Genomic DNA, 17614 nt, shown 5'->3' on the forward strand with positions numbered 1-17614 from the left:
TTATGACGATAGAGTTCTGATTAAATTGGAAAAATCTTCTTTGATGTCGTGACTTTCTTCACGCAACTGCTCAATCTTGCGGCAGGCATGCAACACCGTCGTATGGTCACGCCCGCCAAAGGCATCGCCGATTTCCGGCAGGCTGTGATTCGTCAGTTCTTTCGCCAACGCCATCGCCATCTGGCGCGGACGCGCCACCGAGCGGGAACGACGTTTAGACAGCAGGTCGGCTACCTTGATTTTATAGTATTCCGCCACGGTCTTTTGAATATTGTCGATAGTAACCAGTTTTTCCTGCAACGCCAGCAGATCGCGCAGCGCCTCACGCACAAAATCAATGGTGATCGAGCGGCCGGTAAAATTGGCATTCGCGATAACGCGGTTCAGCGCGCCTTCCAGCTCACGCACGTTAGAACGCAGGCGTTTAGCAATAAAGAACGCCACTTCGCCAGGCAAACGAATGTCGTTTTCATCCGCTTTCTTCATCAGAATCGCCACGCGGGTTTCCAGCTCTGGCGGTTCAATCGCGACCGTTAATCCCCAGCCGAAGCGGGATTTCAGGCGATCTTCCACGCCGTTGATCTCTTTCGGGTAGCGGTCAGATGTCAGGATGATTTGCTGGTTGCCTTCCAGCAACGCATTAAAGGTATGAAAGAACTCTTCCTGCGAACGCTCTTTATTGGCAAAGAATTGGATATCATCGATCAGCAGCGCATCAACAGAACGGTAGTAGCGTTTGAATTCTTCAATCGCATTGTTCTGCAACGCTTTCACCATATCCTGCACGAAACGCTCGGAGTGCATGTAAACCACTTTCGCGTTGGGCTTGCGGGCAATGATGCCATTCCCCACCGCGTGCAATAAGTGCGTTTTACCCAAGCCAGTGCCGCCATAAAGAAACAGCGGGTTATACGCGCCGCCAGGGTTGTCGGCCACCTGACGCGCCGCTGCACGGGCTAACTGGTTCGATTTACCCTCAACGAAGTTATCAAACGTATGCTTGGGGTTCACATTCGAACGGTAGGTATGTTCTGCCTGTACCGGCGAGTTATCCCAGCTTGGCCGTACCGGTGCCGTACGCACCGGCTGTTGCCGCGCCACGCTGACAGGATTGTGGTGCGACTGCGCAGGCTGGCTTACCACCTGAACCAACGGTTTGCTCCCTACTTCAAAACGCAGTAAAGGGGCATCCATCCCGCAGAAATCATTCAGCAGGACATTGATATTATTTAAGTATTTATCACGAACCCAATCCAGCACAAAGCGATTGGGGGCGTAGAGCGCCAGAGTGTTATCACTCAGCTCCGCCTGCAACGGGCGTATCCACATACTGAATTCTGTGGCAGGTAACTCATCCTGCAAACGGGCAAGACACTGCTGCCAAAGCGAAAGTGACACGGCGGACTCCACTCGAACAAGAACGATCAAAAAGAAAAGAATAAGACGTTATTTATGTGACTCATGATTTTTTGGCGCCTGCGTCATCCACGATTGTTTCATTCACAATTCAGACAGCAAGCACACCACATAGCGCGGCGGTTTACTCCGACGATCCCGTCAAAAGGATCGCTAACGGAACCGCGGATCATAACCTAATCCGCCGAAGAGATCTTCCCCTTCTGCACAGTTTCGATCCTTTTTATCCACAGGCTATTCTTATCGCAACACCCCGCAACACGGCAGAAGGGCGGCTAGCACACATTTTATCCGCCTGCGGTGAAGCGCCCCCAAGCCTACCCTCGGTGGCACGATCGTTACGGTGACATCGATCATGATCTTGCGGGACAGATCGTTGGAGGATCCTTGCGCTTTATAATAGAGTCCGTATAATTCCCTGCCCGCGCGTCTACGCCTTTTCTGTGCTCTGGCAGGCAGAAATTCCAAAAATAATCGGAATGGCTGGCGTGTTAAGTGTGATGTTAATTGACTCAGGACTGTACAATTATTACAATCCTGCCTCTTTCCGTTATATAGCTGTGATATGCGATTGAGGCGTCGGTCATTTTCACGCCGAACAGCCAAACGCGTTTACTGTGAAGTTATAATTTTCCAAGTTTAGGTAGAAATCGCCATGAAACGCACTTTCCAACCGTCCGTATTGAAGCGTAACCGTAGCCATGGTTTCCGTGCTCGTATGGCCACCAAAAATGGTCGTCAAGTTCTGGCCCGCCGTCGTGCGAAAGGCCGTACTCGTCTGTCTGTTTCTAAGTAATAAAAGCTAACCCACCGAGTGGTTAAGCTAGCATTTCCCAGGGAGTTACGTTTGTTAACTCCCAGTCATTTCACTTTCGTCTTCCAGCAACCGCAACGGGCTGGCACGCCGCAAATCACCATTCTCGGCCGCCTGAACTCGCTGGGGCATCCCCGCATCGGTCTTACCGTCGCCAAAAAGCATGTGAAACGTGCTCATGAACGCAATCGGATTAAACGCCTGACGCGCGAAAGTTTTCGCCTGCACCAACATTCATTGCCTTCAATGGACTTTGTCGTGCTTGTGAAAAAAGGGGTGTCTGAACTGGATAACCGTACTCTGACGGAAGCATTGGAAAAACTATGGCGTCGGCATTGTCGTTTGGCTCCCGACTCCTGATCGGGTTGATACGCGGTTATCAACTCGTTATCAGCCCGTTGCTCGGACCGCATTGTCGGTTCCAGCCAACGTGCTCGCAATACGGTATTGAAGCAATACGCAGGTTCGGCATGATAAAAGGCTGTTGGTTGACGCTTAAACGCGTATTAAAATGCCATCCTTTGAACCCTGGTGGTGATGATCCCGTACCGCCAAAAACCGACAATAACAGAGAACATTAACGATGGATTCGCAACGCAATCTTCTTCTCATCGCTCTGCTATTCGTAACCTTTATGCTTTGGCAGGCTTGGGAGACGGATAAAAATCCGCCAGCAACCACGCAGGCCATACAGCAGGCGACGAACGCAGTGACCGGTGATGCTACCAACCAGGGCGTACCAGCCAGCGGTCAAGGCAAACTGATCACAGTGAAAACCGATGTGCTGTCGCTGACAATCAACACGCGTGGCGGCGACATCGAGCAAGCGCATCTGCTGGCTTACCCGGACACATTGGGTTCAGATAAACCTTTCCACCTGCTGGAAACCACCTCCGAGTTTGTCTATCAGGCTCAGAGCGGTTTGACCGGCAAAAACGGCCCAGACAACCCGGCTAACGGCCCGCGTCCGCTGTTTACCACCACGCAAGATAGCTTCGAGCTGGCGGATGGTCAGAGCGAACTGCGCATCCCGATGACATACACTGCGGCTGACGGCGTCACCTACACCAAAACGTTTGTTCTGAAACGTGGCGACTATGCACTGAACGTTGACTATAGCGTCAACAACACCAGCTCTCAGCCTCTGGAACTCACGCTGTTCGGTCAGTTAAAACAGTCTATGGAATTGCCTAAGCACCGCGATACCGGCAGCAGCAACTTTGCACTGCACACTTATCGTGGCGCGGCGTTCTCTTCCAGTGAAGACAAGTACAAAAAGTACAGCTTCAGCGACATGGACGAAAACCTGAACATCACCACCAACGGTGGCTGGGTAGCAATGCTGCAACAGTACTTCGCAACCGCGTGGATTCCGACGACAACAGGCGCTAACACCTTCTATACCAACAAGCTGGGTAACGGTCAGGCCGCTATTGGCTTCAAATCCGCTCCGGTTGTGGTTGCCGCAGGTAGCCAGCAAGATCTGAAGACCACCCTGTGGGTCGGCCCAGAGATTCAGGACAAGATGGCTGCTGTCGCACCGCATCTGGATCTGACCGTAGATTACGGCTGGCTGTGGTTCATTTCTCAGCCGCTGTTTAAGCTGCTGAAATTCCTGCACAGCTTCATCGGCAATTGGGGCTTCTCCATCATTGCCATTACCTTTATCGTGCGCGGTATCATGTATCCGCTGACGAAAGCGCAATACACCTCAATGGCGAAAATGCGCTTACTGCAACCTAAATTGCAGGCTATGCGTGAGCGTATTGGTGATGACAAACAGCGCATGAGTCAGGAAATGATGGCGCTGTACAAATCAGAGAAAGTGAACCCGCTGGGCGGCTGCTTCCCGCTGCTGATTCAGATGCCAATCTTTCTGGCGCTGTATTACATGCTGATGGGCTCCGTTGAACTGCGTCACGCGCCGTTCGCTCTGTGGATTCATGACCTGTCTGCACAAGACCCGTACTACATTCTGCCGATCCTGATGGGCGTGACGATGTTCTTCATCCAGAAGATGTCACCAACCACCGTGACCGATCCAATGCAGCAGAAGATCATGACCTACATGCCGGTCATCTTTACGGTCTTCTTCCTATGGTTCCCGTCAGGTCTGGTTATGTACTACATTGTCAGCAACCTGGTTACCATTCTCCAGCAGCAGTTGATTTACCGCGGTCTGGAAAAACGTGGCTTGCATAGCCGCGAGAAAAAATAATCCGGTTGATGGCTAACCGATAGAAAGCGTAAGGCGGTCATTGACCGCCTTATTTTTTTAACGGCTGCTTTATCAGCCAAGATACGTAAAATAGCCTGCCAAACAGGCATCAATGCAGAGAGAACATCATGAGTAATACCGACACCATCGTCGCCCAAGCCACGCCACCGGGACGCGGAGGCGTGGGTATTTTACGCATTTCAGGACAGGCCGCCGCCGACGTCGCGCATACCGTTCTGGGTAAGCTCCCCAAGCCTCGCCACGCCGATTACCTGCCGTTCCGTGATGCCAACGGCACCACGCTCGATCAGGGCATTGCCCTCTGGTTTCCTGGCCCGAACTCCTTTACGGGGGAAGACGTGCTGGAGCTTCAGGGTCACGGCGGTCCGGTTATTCTTGATTTACTTCTGCAACGTATCCTGACGCTATCTAACGTGCGGATTGCACGTCCTGGTGAATTCTCTGAACGTGCCTTCCTGAACGACAAACTCGATCTTGCGCAGGCGGAAGCCATTGCCGATCTGATTGATGCCAGCTCGGTACAGGCCGCGCGCTCCGCACTGAACTCTCTGCAAGGCGTATTCTCCACCCGTATAAATCAGTTAGTGGAAGCACTTACTCACCTGCGAATCTACGTCGAAGCTGCCATCGACTTCCCGGATGAAGAGATCGACTTTCTCTCTGATGGCAAAATTGAAGCACAGCTCAATGGCGTGATGGCCGATCTGGACGCCGTCAGAGCCGAAGCGCATCAGGGTAGCCTGCTACGTGAAGGGATGAAGGTCGTGATTGCGGGTCGCCCTAATGCCGGTAAATCCAGCTTACTCAATGCGTTAGCCGGTCGTGAAGCCGCCATTGTGACGGATATTGCGGGAACGACACGCGACGTATTACGCGAGCACATCCATATCGATGGTATGCCGCTGCATATCATCGACACCGCCGGGCTGCGCGATGCAAGCGACGAAGTCGAGCGCATTGGTATTGAGCGAGCCTGGCAGGAAATCGAACAGGCCGATCGCGTGCTATTCATGGTAGACGGCACCACCACGCAGGCGACCGAGCCTGAGCAGATCTGGCCAGAATTTATGGCGCGCCTGCCAAAAACGCTGCCGATTACCGTGGTGCGCAACAAAGCTGACGTGACTGGCGAAGCGCTCGGCATCGAAGATGTGAATACTCACTCACTTATCCGACTTTCCGCCCGCACGGGTGAAGGCATCGATACGCTGCGCGACCACCTCAAGCAAAGTATGGGGTTCACCAGCAACACAGAAGGCGGTTTTCTGGCTCGACGTCGCCACCTGCAAGCACTCGAACTGGCTGCACAGCATCTGATTCAGGGCAAAGAACAGCTGGTGAGTGCCTACGCGGGAGAACTGCTGGCAGAAGAACTGCGGCTGGCACAACAGGCCTTAAGTGAAATCACCGGCGAGTTCACCTCTGACGACCTGCTAGGCCGTATTTTCTCGAGCTTTTGTATCGGGAAGTGATTTGCTCTCCCCGATATTATTCGTCGGGGAAATTACTCCCATCCTCTCATGAGCCGTCTCGATCTAGCCAGCAACCCGGTCAGGATTGCCTCACTGATATGAGTAGGAAAATCCACTGGCAGTTGACTTCCAACAGTCGTAATGACGTTATCAACGGTTTGTGCAAACTCCGCCAGAATGTTTTCCATTGATTCTCTGGCAAACCCAACGGCCTTCGCCGTCTGGAAAAAATGCCGGGGAAAGATCTGCTCAATCGCATATTTCTTGCCTCTTGAGCCAGTTAATCCCATCGCCGGATACATAGAGAGAATGTCATAGAAAGGCGTGAGTCGATATCGCCCCTCAGATTCAATAAACAAGGAAAAATTTTTCGCATGACCATCCGTTGCAGCCAATAGCCAAAACAGTACCTGAGCCTGCATAAAGCGATAACGATCTCTTTCTGGATCAACCGAACCCAATAGAAACGACATAATGGCGGAAATACCCGGTCCACCATGATTTTCATATTTCAGTGCGGAAGGAACGTTTAATACCTGACAAAAATCCTCTTGTGGTAGCCGCATAATCCAACTGACATCCGAGGCGTATTTACGATCAAAACGCTCCACCGCCAGCGCCTTTATCTTGCCAGCTTTGATCATAAAACAGTGCGGCACTGGCAGCCCAAATGCCTTGGCAATGAGCAGGCACAGATACTCATTTTCAACGCTGTCAGACATATCAATTGAGTAAGAGTGACTCTCGATTTTACCAATCGGTAGCTTGATGATGTGGGTAGTTGGTGTGGCATTGAGAGGCAGGCACCAGTGATCATCCAGATAAAGCAGCGCCGTCTTTTCCTGTGCACCTGCGATAGAAATACGAAAATCGTCTTCAGTGTCAATCATACCCAGCGGGGCATCGTACAGATATCCGGTCAGTATGTTTTCAAGCTGCTGCTCGGATAAGGTTTTGTATTCGATCTTTTTTATATCGTGCACAGGTGAACCCTGCGGCACTAATTGTAACGCCCCGACACTGTCTTGCCCCACTTTAGCCAGCAGATCAAACGGTTGGGTGGAATCCGTGTGATACCTGGCGACAATCCGTCTTCTGATATCCGGGTTATCCGGCAACAAATTGTCGAAGAAATTATAAACCTCATCACCTTGATAGGACTGATGACGTAGCGGCACAGAAAGCGAAATGGGGCGACTCCCCGGCAACCCGAGCCAGTTCGCATCATAGGAAAAATGATGTGCTCCACTGCCCGTTTTGGTCAGAATCCCCACCCGATAGCCGTTCATGTAAACATCGAGCGCAGCCATTACCATTCTTCCTTCCAGGATGATGCAACAGAGGCTTCGTTATTGGTGGTGTCCACATTCCGGGGCGTAACAGTAAGTTCTAAATTCAATGCCGACAGGATTTTAAAGAAGGTTTCCAGCTTAGTGGAATCAGGATGTTGCTCGAAACTGGATACCGTATCCTGGCGAATACCCACTTTACTGGCCACTTTCCCTTGTGAAAGCTTCTGCGTGATACGAACATCTTTCAGATAGCTGCTAAGCTGCTTGCTGTTGGTGACCTTCATCCTCTTATCCTATCGGTTATAGACGATAGAATAAATATTACACGCTTTAGCAGGTAAAATAAGAATTACACGCTATAACCGTTAACCGTGCATTTACCTGTTATGGCGTGTAAATAGAATATAAGCAATAAGGCGGGTACAGAAGAACAAGAGGGATAAGATGATTCAACTTCATGCCACACACAAACTATTCAGTCATTTACCACTGAATGACAGCAGTCAACTTGCTGTTACACCACGCAGCCAGTGGTTATTTACGCAACCCACCGTAGATATCAACCCACTGAGCAGTTGGCACGGAAATCTAATCACCTTACAGCGCCGGAATTGCGTACTGCTAGTTCATGACGCCACCCGATTTCCTTTGGTACTTCCGGCGTTGATAAAGAAGGATTTCGCAGAGCTAAACGACCACTTCACGGATAGCTTCATCAATACCCTACTCAAGTGTGGTGCAGATGAAGATCAACTCAACGCAGCACAACATTATTTACGCCCACTTCAGGTGGATACGCAGTGCAGCCGTTCTGTGCAGGGCACATTGAATCAGATGAAAGGGGATGTTGAGCACATTGTGCGATTTGATAACCTCAACATTGCTGAATTGGCGGGTTACTCCCTCGGTCAATCACTAGCTGATAGACCCTGTTCAGTTAAAGATCGCGGATATCTTTGGCCACAGAAAGAAATGCTGTCATTACTGTCTAGGTTAGCGGTTGTGTAATAGTAATCGGCCCAGAACTATCCCCGAGCCGATTTTTAAGCGTTACTTTTTAGGCGTTATTTCAGCGTCGCTTTCACTACCGCAGACAGCGGCGTTGTTGGGCGACCAATCAGGCGACTCAGTTGCTTACCGTCATCAAACAGACCACCTTCGGATGCGCCCGTGTCTGAATCCGCAATAATCTGCGCGAACCCCTCAGGCAGCCCGGCTGAAACCAGCGCGGCGGCAAACTCCGCTTCAGACAGGTTTTGATAACCGATATTTTTACCAGACTGTTTGCTGACTTCCGCCGCCAGCTCTGCCAGCGTGTAAGGCTCATCACCAGCCAGTTCGTAAACCTTGCCAGCCTGTCCTTCCTGCGTCAGCACCGCGACCGCAGCGGCAGCGAAATCTTCGCGCGTTGCTGAGGTAATTTTCCCCTCACCTGCGCTACCGATAAATACACCGTGTTCCAGCGCAGCAGGGATGCTGGCCGCGTAGTTTTCGGTATACCAGCCGTTGCGCAGCAAGACATACGGTAAGCCAGACGCTTTCAGAAGCGCTTCTGTCTGCTGATGCTCTGCTGCCAGCGCCAGAGGCGATTTATCCGCGTGTAACAGGCTGGTGTATGCGACCAGCTTCACACCAGCTTTCACCGCCGCATCGATGACATTGCGGTGTTGTACCGCACGCTGACCCACTTCGCTCGAAGAGATCAGCAGCACCTTATCCACACCTTGCAGCGCGGAAGCCAGCGCTTCTGGCTGATTGTAATCCGCCGCTTTCACCTGCACGCCTTTTGCCGACAGATCGGCAACTTTATTCACATCACGCACCAGCGCCACGATGTCGCTCGCCGGAACCTTCTCTAACAGTTGTTTGATAACCAAACGGCCCAGTTGGCCGGATGCACCAGTAATAGCAATCATCTCAAGCTCCTTTTATTGACTGTCTTTTATTAACCGTCTTTTGTTAACAAGAACTGGCTGGCATAATATCGGCAAAGCTAATTTTAAGTAAGTACATACATAAAGGTAAGTATAGTGAGTCAACCCAAAACACCAGCAGATTTATTGCTACCCATTCTGCCAGCTGGTGATGTCTTTGCTGAGAAATGCCCTTCTCGCCAGATACTTAACCACGTTACCAGTCGCTGGGGTGTGCTGATTTTGATCGCATTACTTGATGATACGCATCGCTTCAGCCAGTTGCGTCGACGGATTGGCGGCGTGAGCGAGCGCATGTTGGCGCAAACTCTGCAATGGCTGGAAAGTGATGGTTTTGTCCTGCGAACAGCCTATCCGGTTGTTCCGCCGCATGTTGAGTACAGCCTGACACCGTTAGGCAAAGAGGTTGGCGAGCGGGTAAAAGAGTTGGCGGTATGGGTCGAAGGGAATCTGGACGACATTCTGGCAGCGCAGCAGTCCAGCGAGCAACAATCCATCAAACCATAATCAAACGATCATCGATAAAACAATGCGCGTCATGGACAGAGGAGCTTACTCAGGAAGAAGCCGTACGCTCAGGTAGCAGGCGGGAAATATCAGAGAAAATGGCTTTCCAGGTCTCGTCATCGACCGCCATAAAGCCAAAATAGCGCAGCAGGAATGCCCCTTCGGATGCCAGAAACGCCAGCCGAGCATCTCGCCCTTCCTGCGAATTCAGATCAAGCCCTGCCAACTGGCTGTCATACCACGCCTGCGATCTAGCAAGGTGTTCAGGCATATTCAACAGCGAGGCCATCATGCCCGCCGCCCGATCGCCTTCTGCAGCATCCGTCCGATAAGTGATATCAACGTGTGCACGCACCCTGGCTTCCCGGCTATCATCCGTACCGATGCACACGGCAGCCATCTCATCAAACTCGTCTTCCCAACGCTGATACATCGCGTTAATTAGCTCATCTTTCGTCCCGAAGCTCGACTGAATACCGCCTTTTGTCACGCCCGCAGCTTTAGCGACTGCATCGATCGTCAGCGCAGCCGTTCCCTGCGTGCGGACAATCTGCTCCGCCGCATCCAACACGCATGCACGATTAATGCTCTTATGACGCCCCATATCTTCCCCAATTTAAAATACGTTTGTATTTAAAAGGCAATTCTATATCATCGGAACGCTATCCAACAGATGAAAAATAGAAGTTCAAGGTAGAGATCCTGCTATGCAATCACCAAAGAAGTGGCTGATCCTGGCCATTGTTTCCAGCGCACTGTTCCTGATTGTTATCGACATGACGGTGCTGTACACCGCACTCACGACCTGCACGCGACTGCATCGGAAAAGCTGTGGATCGTTAATATCTATGCGCTGGTTGCCTCCGGTTTACTGCTGGGGACGGGCACATTGGGCGATAAGCTGGGCCATAAACCTCTATTTATTTCCGGGCTGGTGGTCTTTGGTGCGGCGTCCTTGTTTGCCGCTTATTCGCCCACACCCAGTCTGCTTGTCGCTGCCCGCGCGCTACTGGCAGTAGGTGCGGCGATGATGATGCCTGCCACACTGTCGATTATTCGTCTGACATTTACTGATGAACGGGAACGCGCACTGGCGATCGGTATCTGGGCTGCGGTGGCCTCCGGCGGCGCAGCGTTTGGTCCCGTGATGGGCGGGATACTGCTTGAGTACTTCTGGTGGGGATCGGTTTTCCTCATTAACGTACCAGTCGTTTTGCTTGCGCTCATCATGGGAATCACCGTGATTCCACACCGGCCGGGCAACGCCTCCCACCGCTGGGATTTCATCGGTTCTCTATTAATCATGGTAGGTTTGATTGGTATCACCTATGCCATCAAAGAGCTGGGCAAGCGGGTTCCGTCTTATGAAGATGCGCTCATCGCTCTGCTCATCGGCGTGGCGTTCATTACCCTGTTCGTTCGGCGTCAGCGTAACAGCAAGCATCCTCTGGTCGATTTCTCTCTCTTCCGCCTGCGGCCTTTCAGCGCGGCCGTAGCCGCAGCTATCGTAGCTGCGGCCGCATTGATCGGTATGGAGCTGGCTTTCACTCAGCGATTGCAGTTAGTCGTCGGACTGTCTCCGCTACAGGCGGGATTGTTCATTTTACCGCTATCGCTGGCGTCCTTTATCTCTGGCCCGTTAACCGGAAAGATACTGCCGCGCGTGAATAGTGGGACAATGCTAGCCGCTGGCCTGTTGATTTCGGGGCTGGGAATGGGAAGCTATCTGCTGCTGCACAATGCGCCCACCATTATACAAATCATCAGCCTAACCGTTATTGGCGCAGGCGTGGGCTCCACCATGACGGCTGCATCGAGCACTATTATGCAGGTTGCTCCAGCGTCAAAAGCAGGTATGGCGGCTTCAATCGAAGAAGTGTCCTATGAATTAGGGGGCGCGACGGGCGTGACGCTGATGGGCAGTTTGCTGTCTTTCGCTTATTCCGCAACGTTTATGCTACCCGCTGGGTTTGCCGCACCGGACACCGCGTATGACAGCCTGGACGAGGCATTAATCTTTGCCGAATCCTTACCGGAAAATATGCGACAGGTGCTTACCACACAGGCCCATTCTGCCTTTGATTCGGGTTTTTCCATTGTGCTGGCCGCAGCCACGCTGATCCTGCTGCTGACCGCGGCCTTCGTCTGGACAACCCGCCATAATAAACAGCATCGTCATCAGGCTGCTGATGTATAGCACTCGGTTAAGACGATAAAAAACGCCGTTCAATAATGAACGGCGTTGATGATGTAGCGGTGTACTACCATGTAACGATGTACTACCTAGAAATTTAGTAGGTTTCTTTACCGTATTGCAGTGAACGAGGCCCGTACAGCATACCGCGTGGATTACCCGCCGCCAGCAGGCGCGCGCTGGTCACGCCAGCAACATCGTGGCCTTTATCGGAGATCGTGTCTGCGATTTGATTCACCGCAGCCTGTACCAGAATACCGATGATGCCGCCGTTAGAATTTGACTGCTGTTCGTTGCTGGACGCCGTTGCGCTTCCGCTCCACAGCAGTTTTCCGGTACGCAGATCAACCAGACGCGCATCCGCAGAAACGCGGGTTTCGCTATTAATCACGATGTATGACGTGCCGTACTCTTTTACGTCCAAATACAGCGCAGCATCAGCACCAAAGATTTGATGCAGCTTCGCCGTACTCAGCGCATGAATATCCGCCGCGGTCGACAGACCATTCTGTTTGAACGTTTCGTCAACTACAGCGACAGGCAAGACGTAGTAACCCGACTCCGCCAGCGGATACGTGACCTGAGAAAGCAGGCTATAGCTCGCTTTCACATCTGGGGAATGGTTAACAGGCGGCAATACCAGAATGGACTTAGGCTTGCTCTGCTTAAATGCCGTGTAATCATAAGGAACGGGTTTAGCACAGCCGGTCAGCGCCAGCGCAAAAACCAGACCACATAATCCTAAGAAACGATTCATTTAATGCTCCCTTTATTTTTACTCAACAGGAAGTCCATAAAAGGTGCTGATTCAGGGAATTTCGCTTTTTCAGTTTCAAACTGTTGGCGAGCTTCACTATCACGGCCAGTATTGGCGTACAGCAACCCGAGTTGAGCATAGAGTCCCGGTGGGACAGGTTTATTGGCGGCTTTGGCTTTTTCGATCGATTCATTCAAAGCAAGAATCTGCTGCTCTGGGCCGACTTTATCCTGTTGATAATAATCGTAAAGCGCAGGCTGATATTTATCCCAGCTGTAAATCGTTTTTGGCGCAGACGCACAGCCTGCTAATACTGCCGCTGCCAGTAGCAGGACAATTTTCTTATGAGATAACATGGTTATATTCCTATTCCATTAGTTCGCTGGGCGCCAGGCACCACTTTCAATTCCTGCAACCAGATTGTTGACGGCTTCACGAATAGCCAAATCCAACACTTTGCCGTTCAGCGTAGAGTCATAGCTGGCCGTACCGCCAAAACCGATAATTTCACGGTTGGATAAGGTGTACTCGCCCGCACCCTGTACGGAATACACCACTTCAGACGTTTGTACGTTCACCACGTTTAACGTGGTTTTTGCGTAAGCGACCTGTGTTTTACCGCGACCCAGGATGCCCCACAGCTGATGGTCACCCACTTCTTTGCGGCCAAACTCGGTCACATCGCCGGTAATAACATAGCTAGCGCCTTTCAGCGTCTGCGTTTGTCCTTTAATACCCGCTTCCGCTTTCAGCTCTTCCATGTTGGTACGATCCAACACATTAAAGCGGCCGCTCTGCTGAAGATGGCTAACAAGAATGGTTTTGGATTGATTACCTAAACGGTCAACGCCATCAGAAAAAATACCGTTCATGTAGTTAGAGCGGTTTTCAAATTTTCCGATGGAAATCGGGCTGCGAACACCCTGATAAGGCGTACTGTAAGAAGTCACTTTTTGTGCTTCTACGGTACGGGAAGACTCTGTGGCACATCCGCTCAATAATGCAGCCGACATGAATACAGAACAAAGAACGACTTTTTTATTCATAACACTATCCCTTAGTGACAATCCATTAACCTGAGCAACGCCCTGTTATTGATTCATAATGAAAATGCCGTAAACACGTTATTTAGCTGCAACATTGTTTTGATGCAACAGTGTTTTTCTGCATATAAATAGCGCCAAACATTATGAGGCGAGTAAGTAAAAGTAACGAGTTATTTCATCAAAAATAATAAAAACCAGAATTTTTACCCGAGATAAACCACTGTAAACCAGACAAAAAACAAGGTTATATACAACCAGACCATTACTTTCGCATAACATTACAACTCACTGAAACGATTCAATAATTTTATTAGTAACACGTATGAGATTTAACATTAACCGACTTTTTACCTGCTCTATATCAAGGTCAGGGTGTTATCCAGCTATTAGGATAAAGGCCACGATCGAGGGATCCAGAGTAGGAAAAGGTAATGAACCGATTTGTTATTGCCAGTACTCAAGACTGTATGGGGTGCCATGCATGCGAAATCGCCTGTGTCATTTCACACAATGACGAGCGCTATCCAGATAGTGCCGCGGTGTTTCAGCCCAGAATCAAGGCATTCAATACGCCAACGCTGCGGGCTGCCGTAACCTGCCGTCACTGTGAAGATGCCCCCTGCGCCAGCGTATGCCCAACGCAGGCCTTGATCAGAAAAGACAATAGCATTCAGCTCGTTCAGGAAAAGTGCATCGGCTGCAAAAGCTGTGTACTGGCTTGCCCGTTCGGCGCGATGTCCATGGTGACAAGCCCGGTGGACAACAGCGCCATCGCCCATAAATGCGATCTCTGCGCCGATCGTCCAGAAGGACAAGCGTGTGTAGAAGCCTGTCCGACTCAGGCCTTACAGCTCGTCAGCGAGCAAACGTTAGCGGCCCGCCGTCAGGAGAAACAACAGGTAATGGCGTTGCGCTCCTCCGCTCACTGGCAGCGTGAAACGCCCGTGCTGAAAGCGCAGACAACCCATCCGCTCAGCAAAAGAAAAAACTGGCCGCGCCGGGATGCCGAGAAAAAACCGCTGATCCAGAGAACCTCCACGTTTGATGAAATCTATCATGGCTTCTCCGTGCAGCAGACGGAAGATCAGGCTGACCGCTGCCTTTCTTGTGGCAAACGCGCGATCTGCGAGTGGACCTGCCCGCTGCATAACAATATTCCCGAGCTGCTGAGTCTGGCCAAACAGGGGCGCATTCTTGAAGCCGTAGAACTGTCGCACCAAACCAGCAGCCTGCCGGAAATCTGTGGCCGAGTGTGCCCGCAGGATCGACTATGTGAAGGCGCCTGTACGCTGGGTAAAGAGTACGGCGCCATCACCATCGGCAACGTTGAGCGCTACATTACCGATACCGCAATGGCAATGGGCTGGTCGCCCGACATGACGCGTGTCGTTCCCAGCGGCAAACGCGCGGCGATCGTCGGTGCGGGTCCGGCTGGGCTAGCCTGTGCCGATGTGCTAGCACGCAACGGTGTGCAGGCCGTGGTGTTCGATCGTCACCCGGAAATTGGTGGGCTGCTCACGTTCGGGATTCCATCGTTCAAGCTGGATAAAGACGTCCTGATCCATCGTCGTGAAGTGTTCAATGCAATGGGAATCGAATTCCGGCTGAATACCGAAGTAGGGAAAGATATTTCTCTGGCTCAGCTTCTGGACGACTATGACACCGTTTTCCTCGGCGTGGGCACCTACCGCTCCATGAAGGCCAACATTGATAATGAAACAGCTCCCGGCGTCTTCGATGCGCTTCCATTCCTGATCGCCAATACCAAGCACGTTATGGGACTACCTGAATTAGACGACGAACCCTATATCTCGATGGCGGGAAAACGTGTTGTGGTGCTGGGCGGTGGAGATACCGCAATGGACTGCCTGCGCACCTCCGTTCGACAAGGTGCGATATCCGTAACCTGCGCGTATCGTCGCGATGAAGCGAATATGCCAGGCTCGAAAAAAGAGGTGAAAAACTCCCGCGAAGAAGGTGTGGAATTCCTGTTTAACGTTCAGCCACAAAAAATCTGCCTGAATGAACAAGGCGAAGTGTGCGGAATTAGTCTGGTTCGCACCGAACTGGGCGAACCCGATGCCAGCGGCCGTCGCCGTCCGCGCCCCATTCCTAATTCGGAATTCGTGCAACCTGCAGAGGCCGTGATAACCGCCTTTGGTTTTCAGTCACACAGTATGCCGTGGCTGGAAGACGCCGACGTCGGTCTGGATAACTGGGGATACATCACCGCCCCCTTGAATAGTCAAATACCTTGCCAGACCAACCATCCGCGTATTTTTGCCGGTGGCGATGCCGTGCGCGGTGCCGATCTGGTCGTGACCGCTATTGCCGACGGCCGCAAAGCTGCATTGGGAATGATTGCGACAATGGGGCTGACCGCCGTCACGGGTACGATTCCCGCACACCCGCAGCGCCCCGAAATGAACGCAACCCGCGAGGAGCTCCGCTCATGAATCAATTTGTTATCGCCGAAGCAGAAAAATGTATCGGTTGCCGAACCTGTGAGATCGCCTGCGCGGTAGCCCATAGCGGTGGTCAAAGTGCACAACTGCGTCCTTCGCACTTCTTTCCCCGCCTGAAGGTCGTGAAAAGCGCCAGCGTCAGCGTGCCGGTTCTGTGCCGCCAGTGTGAAAATGCACCCTGTGCCAGCGTGTGTCCGAATGATGCGCTGGTGCGCGATCGGGATAGCATTCAGGTTATTCAGTCCCGCTGCATCGGCTGCAAAAGCTGCGTCGTCGCCTGTCCTTTCGGGGCCATCAATGTGGTGACAAAAGCGTCGAATGACGAGGGGGAAGCGCACCTCACGCAAAGCGAGGTCCACAAATGTGATTTATGCGTGGATGTCGCCCAGAGCCCTTCCTGCGTCAGCGTGTGTCCGACATCGGCGCTGCGATTAGTGACAGCGGATGAGTTGCGCAAGCAGACGTTGGAAAAACAGCGGCGTTCCGCACTGGGGTGGCCAAGCCATTAAAACAGACTGGAAGGTGGCGAACAGGGAAAGATCGCCACAAAACACACTACGCAGGAAATTCGGTGTGCCTAATTAATAATTATCGCCGATTTATCCATCGATTTTTCTTTAGATCACATATTAGTCTGATAATATGCATCGGTAATGCCTGATAGGTTCCCATCTTTTATCACGATCACGGAGTGAACAATGACCTGCCATTTTGTCAGGTGGACAAGCACGGAAGCGCTTCCTGACTTACAAAGACTGCCCGATAGGCTCATCTCATCAACACAAGGTTTTTCAGCCAAACGCCGCGAGCGTTATCTGAAAAGTCGAGTGCTGCTGGCTGAGATGATGTTCTATTTTTTCGGCTATCCGCTGTTGCCCACGCTACTCGTGTCCCCTGAGGGACGCCCTTATTTTGCCGATCCCAATATGCCCAATTTCAGCATCGGCTATGCAGGCAATACTATCGCCATCCTCCTGAGCGAAGAAGGCAGCGTCGGTATGGATATCGAAATCGTTCATGTCAGGCCAACGAATCAGGCCGTCCCACAGATGCAGGCACAGACACAGGCCGAACAGGCGTGGATCGACGCACAGCGCGATCCGCTGGAAGCAGCAACGCAGCTATGCACCATCCGCCAGTCATTGATGAAAATCCCTGGCGTGAACAGCCACCCTCCCAATAACCTGAAACTCCACCCCGCCTCTGGCAGGCTGCGTTCAACCTGCACCCCCGCCGTAGAAGTGATGAGCGATGTTGATGATTACCTTGCCTGGGCCTGCGCCCATATCCCCACGCTTAACCGATTGATCATGTGGAAATACACGTCGGCAACGGGCATGAGAAAGTCGGGGGAAATTCTACAGCAGCAGCGCCAGTCTGTACGCTATATGAAATTAACCAGCCATACGATAGAAAAAGCCACCTCTACCGCCTCACAGTAGCCAGCCACCTTGTCGCAGGCTGAGGCTCCGGGAAAG

The 17614-nt window shown here is 51.8% G+C and carries 18 protein-coding genes and 1 pseudogene; 11 read left to right on the top strand and 8 right to left on the bottom strand.

What is annotated here, in order from left to right:
* Positions 1 to 1398, bottom strand: coding sequence for a chromosomal replication initiator protein DnaA (gene dnaA, locus JFY74_20780; protein ID QQG28439.1), 1398 nt, complete (start codon positions 1396 to 1398; stop codon positions 1 to 3).
* A 673-nt stretch (positions 1399 to 2071) separates the two neighbouring features.
* On the opposite strand from dnaA, the gene rpmH reads away from it, so the two are divergent.
* From rpmH to mnmE, 5 genes are all read left to right on the top strand, one after another.
* Positions 2072 to 2212 (top strand): 50S ribosomal protein L34, encoded by a 141-nt coding sequence (rpmH, locus tag JFY74_20785; protein ID QQG28440.1) that lies wholly within the window; start codon positions 2072 to 2074, stop codon positions 2210 to 2212.
* Between the two features lie 18 nt (positions 2213 to 2230).
* Positions 2231 to 2590, top strand: a complete 360-nt coding sequence (gene rnpA, locus JFY74_20790) for a ribonuclease P protein component (protein QQG28441.1) — start codon at positions 2231 to 2233, stop codon at positions 2588 to 2590.
* A complete protein-coding gene (gene yidD, locus JFY74_20795) occupies positions 2554 to 2811 on the top strand; it encodes a membrane protein insertion efficiency factor YidD (GenBank protein ID QQG28442.1) in 258 nt (85 codons plus the stop codon). The genes rnpA and yidD overlap by 37 nt, the downstream gene beginning before the upstream one ends.
* A 2-nt stretch (positions 2812 to 2813) precedes the next feature.
* Entirely contained in the window at positions 2814 to 4448 is a 1635-nt protein-coding gene (gene yidC / locus JFY74_20800; GenBank protein QQG28443.1) for a membrane protein insertase YidC, read from the top strand.
* Between the two features lie 128 nt (positions 4449 to 4576).
* On the top strand, positions 4577 to 5941 hold the full coding sequence (mnmE, locus tag JFY74_20805) for a tRNA uridine-5-carboxymethylaminomethyl(34) synthesis GTPase MnmE (protein QQG28444.1): 1365 nt from the start codon (positions 4577 to 4579) through the stop codon (positions 5939 to 5941).
* A gap of 32 nt (positions 5942 to 5973) precedes the next feature.
* On the opposite strand, the gene JFY74_20810 is transcribed toward mnmE, so the two are convergent.
* Complete coding sequence (locus tag JFY74_20810; GenBank protein QQG28445.1) at positions 5974 to 7251, bottom strand: type II toxin-antitoxin system HipA family toxin; 1278 nt, start codon at positions 7249 to 7251, stop codon at positions 5974 to 5976.
* On the bottom strand, positions 7251 to 7517 hold the full coding sequence (locus JFY74_20815) for a helix-turn-helix domain-containing protein (GenBank protein ID QQG28446.1): 267 nt from the start codon (positions 7515 to 7517) through the stop codon (positions 7251 to 7253). The genes JFY74_20810 and JFY74_20815 overlap by 1 nt, the downstream gene beginning before the upstream one ends.
* 160 nt (positions 7518 to 7677) lie before the next feature.
* Between JFY74_20815 and JFY74_20820 the strand changes: the two genes are divergently transcribed.
* Positions 7678 to 8241 (top strand): hypothetical protein, encoded by a 564-nt coding sequence (locus JFY74_20820; GenBank protein ID QQG28447.1) that lies wholly within the window; start codon positions 7678 to 7680, stop codon positions 8239 to 8241.
* A 56-nt stretch (positions 8242 to 8297) separates the two neighbouring features.
* On the opposite strand, the gene JFY74_20825 is transcribed toward JFY74_20820, so the two are convergent.
* Positions 8298 to 9149: an SDR family oxidoreductase gene (locus JFY74_20825; GenBank protein QQG28448.1), complete on the bottom strand. Its 852-nt coding sequence runs from the start codon at positions 9147 to 9149 to the stop codon at positions 8298 to 8300.
* A gap of 114 nt (positions 9150 to 9263) precedes the next feature.
* On the opposite strand from JFY74_20825, the gene JFY74_20830 reads away from it, so the two are divergent.
* The gene (locus tag JFY74_20830; GenBank protein QQG28449.1) at positions 9264 to 9674 is read left to right on the top strand and encodes a helix-turn-helix transcriptional regulator; all 411 of its coding nucleotides are present in this window, start codon (positions 9264 to 9266) and stop codon (positions 9672 to 9674) included.
* A 49-nt stretch (positions 9675 to 9723) separates the two neighbouring features.
* Here the strand turns inward: JFY74_20830 and JFY74_20835 are convergent, their stop codons facing one another.
* Positions 9724 to 10278, bottom strand: a complete 555-nt coding sequence (locus tag JFY74_20835) for a TetR/AcrR family transcriptional regulator (protein QQG28450.1) — start codon at positions 10276 to 10278, stop codon at positions 9724 to 9726.
* A gap of 103 nt (positions 10279 to 10381) precedes the next feature.
* Between JFY74_20835 and JFY74_20840 the strand changes: the two are divergent.
* Positions 10382 to 11871, top strand: a pseudogene (locus tag JFY74_20840) (MFS transporter).
* 94 nt (positions 11872 to 11965) lie between these two features.
* Here JFY74_20840 and JFY74_20845 read toward each other — a convergent pair.
* From JFY74_20845 to JFY74_20855, 3 genes are read right to left on the bottom strand one after another with little or no spacing between them, the layout of a single operon-like run.
* Positions 11966 to 12625 carry a DUF799 domain-containing protein gene (locus JFY74_20845; protein QQG28451.1) on the bottom strand — a complete coding sequence of 220 codons (660 nt, stop codon included), beginning with the start codon at positions 12623 to 12625 and terminating at the stop codon, positions 11966 to 11968.
* Positions 12622 to 12981, bottom strand: a complete 360-nt coding sequence (locus JFY74_20850) for a DUF4810 domain-containing protein (GenBank protein ID QQG28452.1) — start codon at positions 12979 to 12981, stop codon at positions 12622 to 12624. The genes JFY74_20845 and JFY74_20850 overlap by 4 nt, the downstream gene beginning before the upstream one ends.
* An 18-nt stretch (positions 12982 to 12999) precedes the next feature.
* Positions 13000 to 13671, bottom strand: coding sequence for a CsgG/HfaB family protein (locus JFY74_20855; GenBank protein ID QQG28453.1), 672 nt, complete (start codon positions 13669 to 13671; stop codon positions 13000 to 13002).
* A gap of 431 nt (positions 13672 to 14102) precedes the next feature.
* Here JFY74_20855 and aegA point away from each other — a divergent pair, with 431 nt between their 5' ends.
* The 3 genes from aegA to JFY74_20870 all read left to right on the top strand — a co-directional run bounded on the left by aegA (position 14103) and on the right by JFY74_20870 (position 17578).
* Complete coding sequence (aegA, locus tag JFY74_20860; protein QQG28454.1) at positions 14103 to 16127, top strand: formate-dependent uric acid utilization protein AegA; 2025 nt, start codon at positions 14103 to 14105, stop codon at positions 16125 to 16127.
* On the top strand, positions 16124 to 16645 hold the full coding sequence (locus JFY74_20865) for a 4Fe-4S dicluster domain-containing protein (GenBank protein QQG28455.1): 522 nt from the start codon (positions 16124 to 16126) through the stop codon (positions 16643 to 16645). Before aegA ends, JFY74_20865 begins: the two co-directional genes overlap by 4 nt.
* A 189-nt stretch (positions 16646 to 16834) precedes the next feature.
* Complete coding sequence (locus JFY74_20870; protein QQG28456.1) at positions 16835 to 17578, top strand: hypothetical protein; 744 nt, start codon at positions 16835 to 16837, stop codon at positions 17576 to 17578.
* Positions 17579 to 17614: the final 36 nt, after the last annotated feature.

The sequence above is a fragment of the Pectobacterium carotovorum genome (assembly GCA_016415585.1).
Lineage (GTDB): Bacteria > Pseudomonadota > Gammaproteobacteria > Enterobacterales > Enterobacteriaceae > Pectobacterium > Pectobacterium carotovorum_K.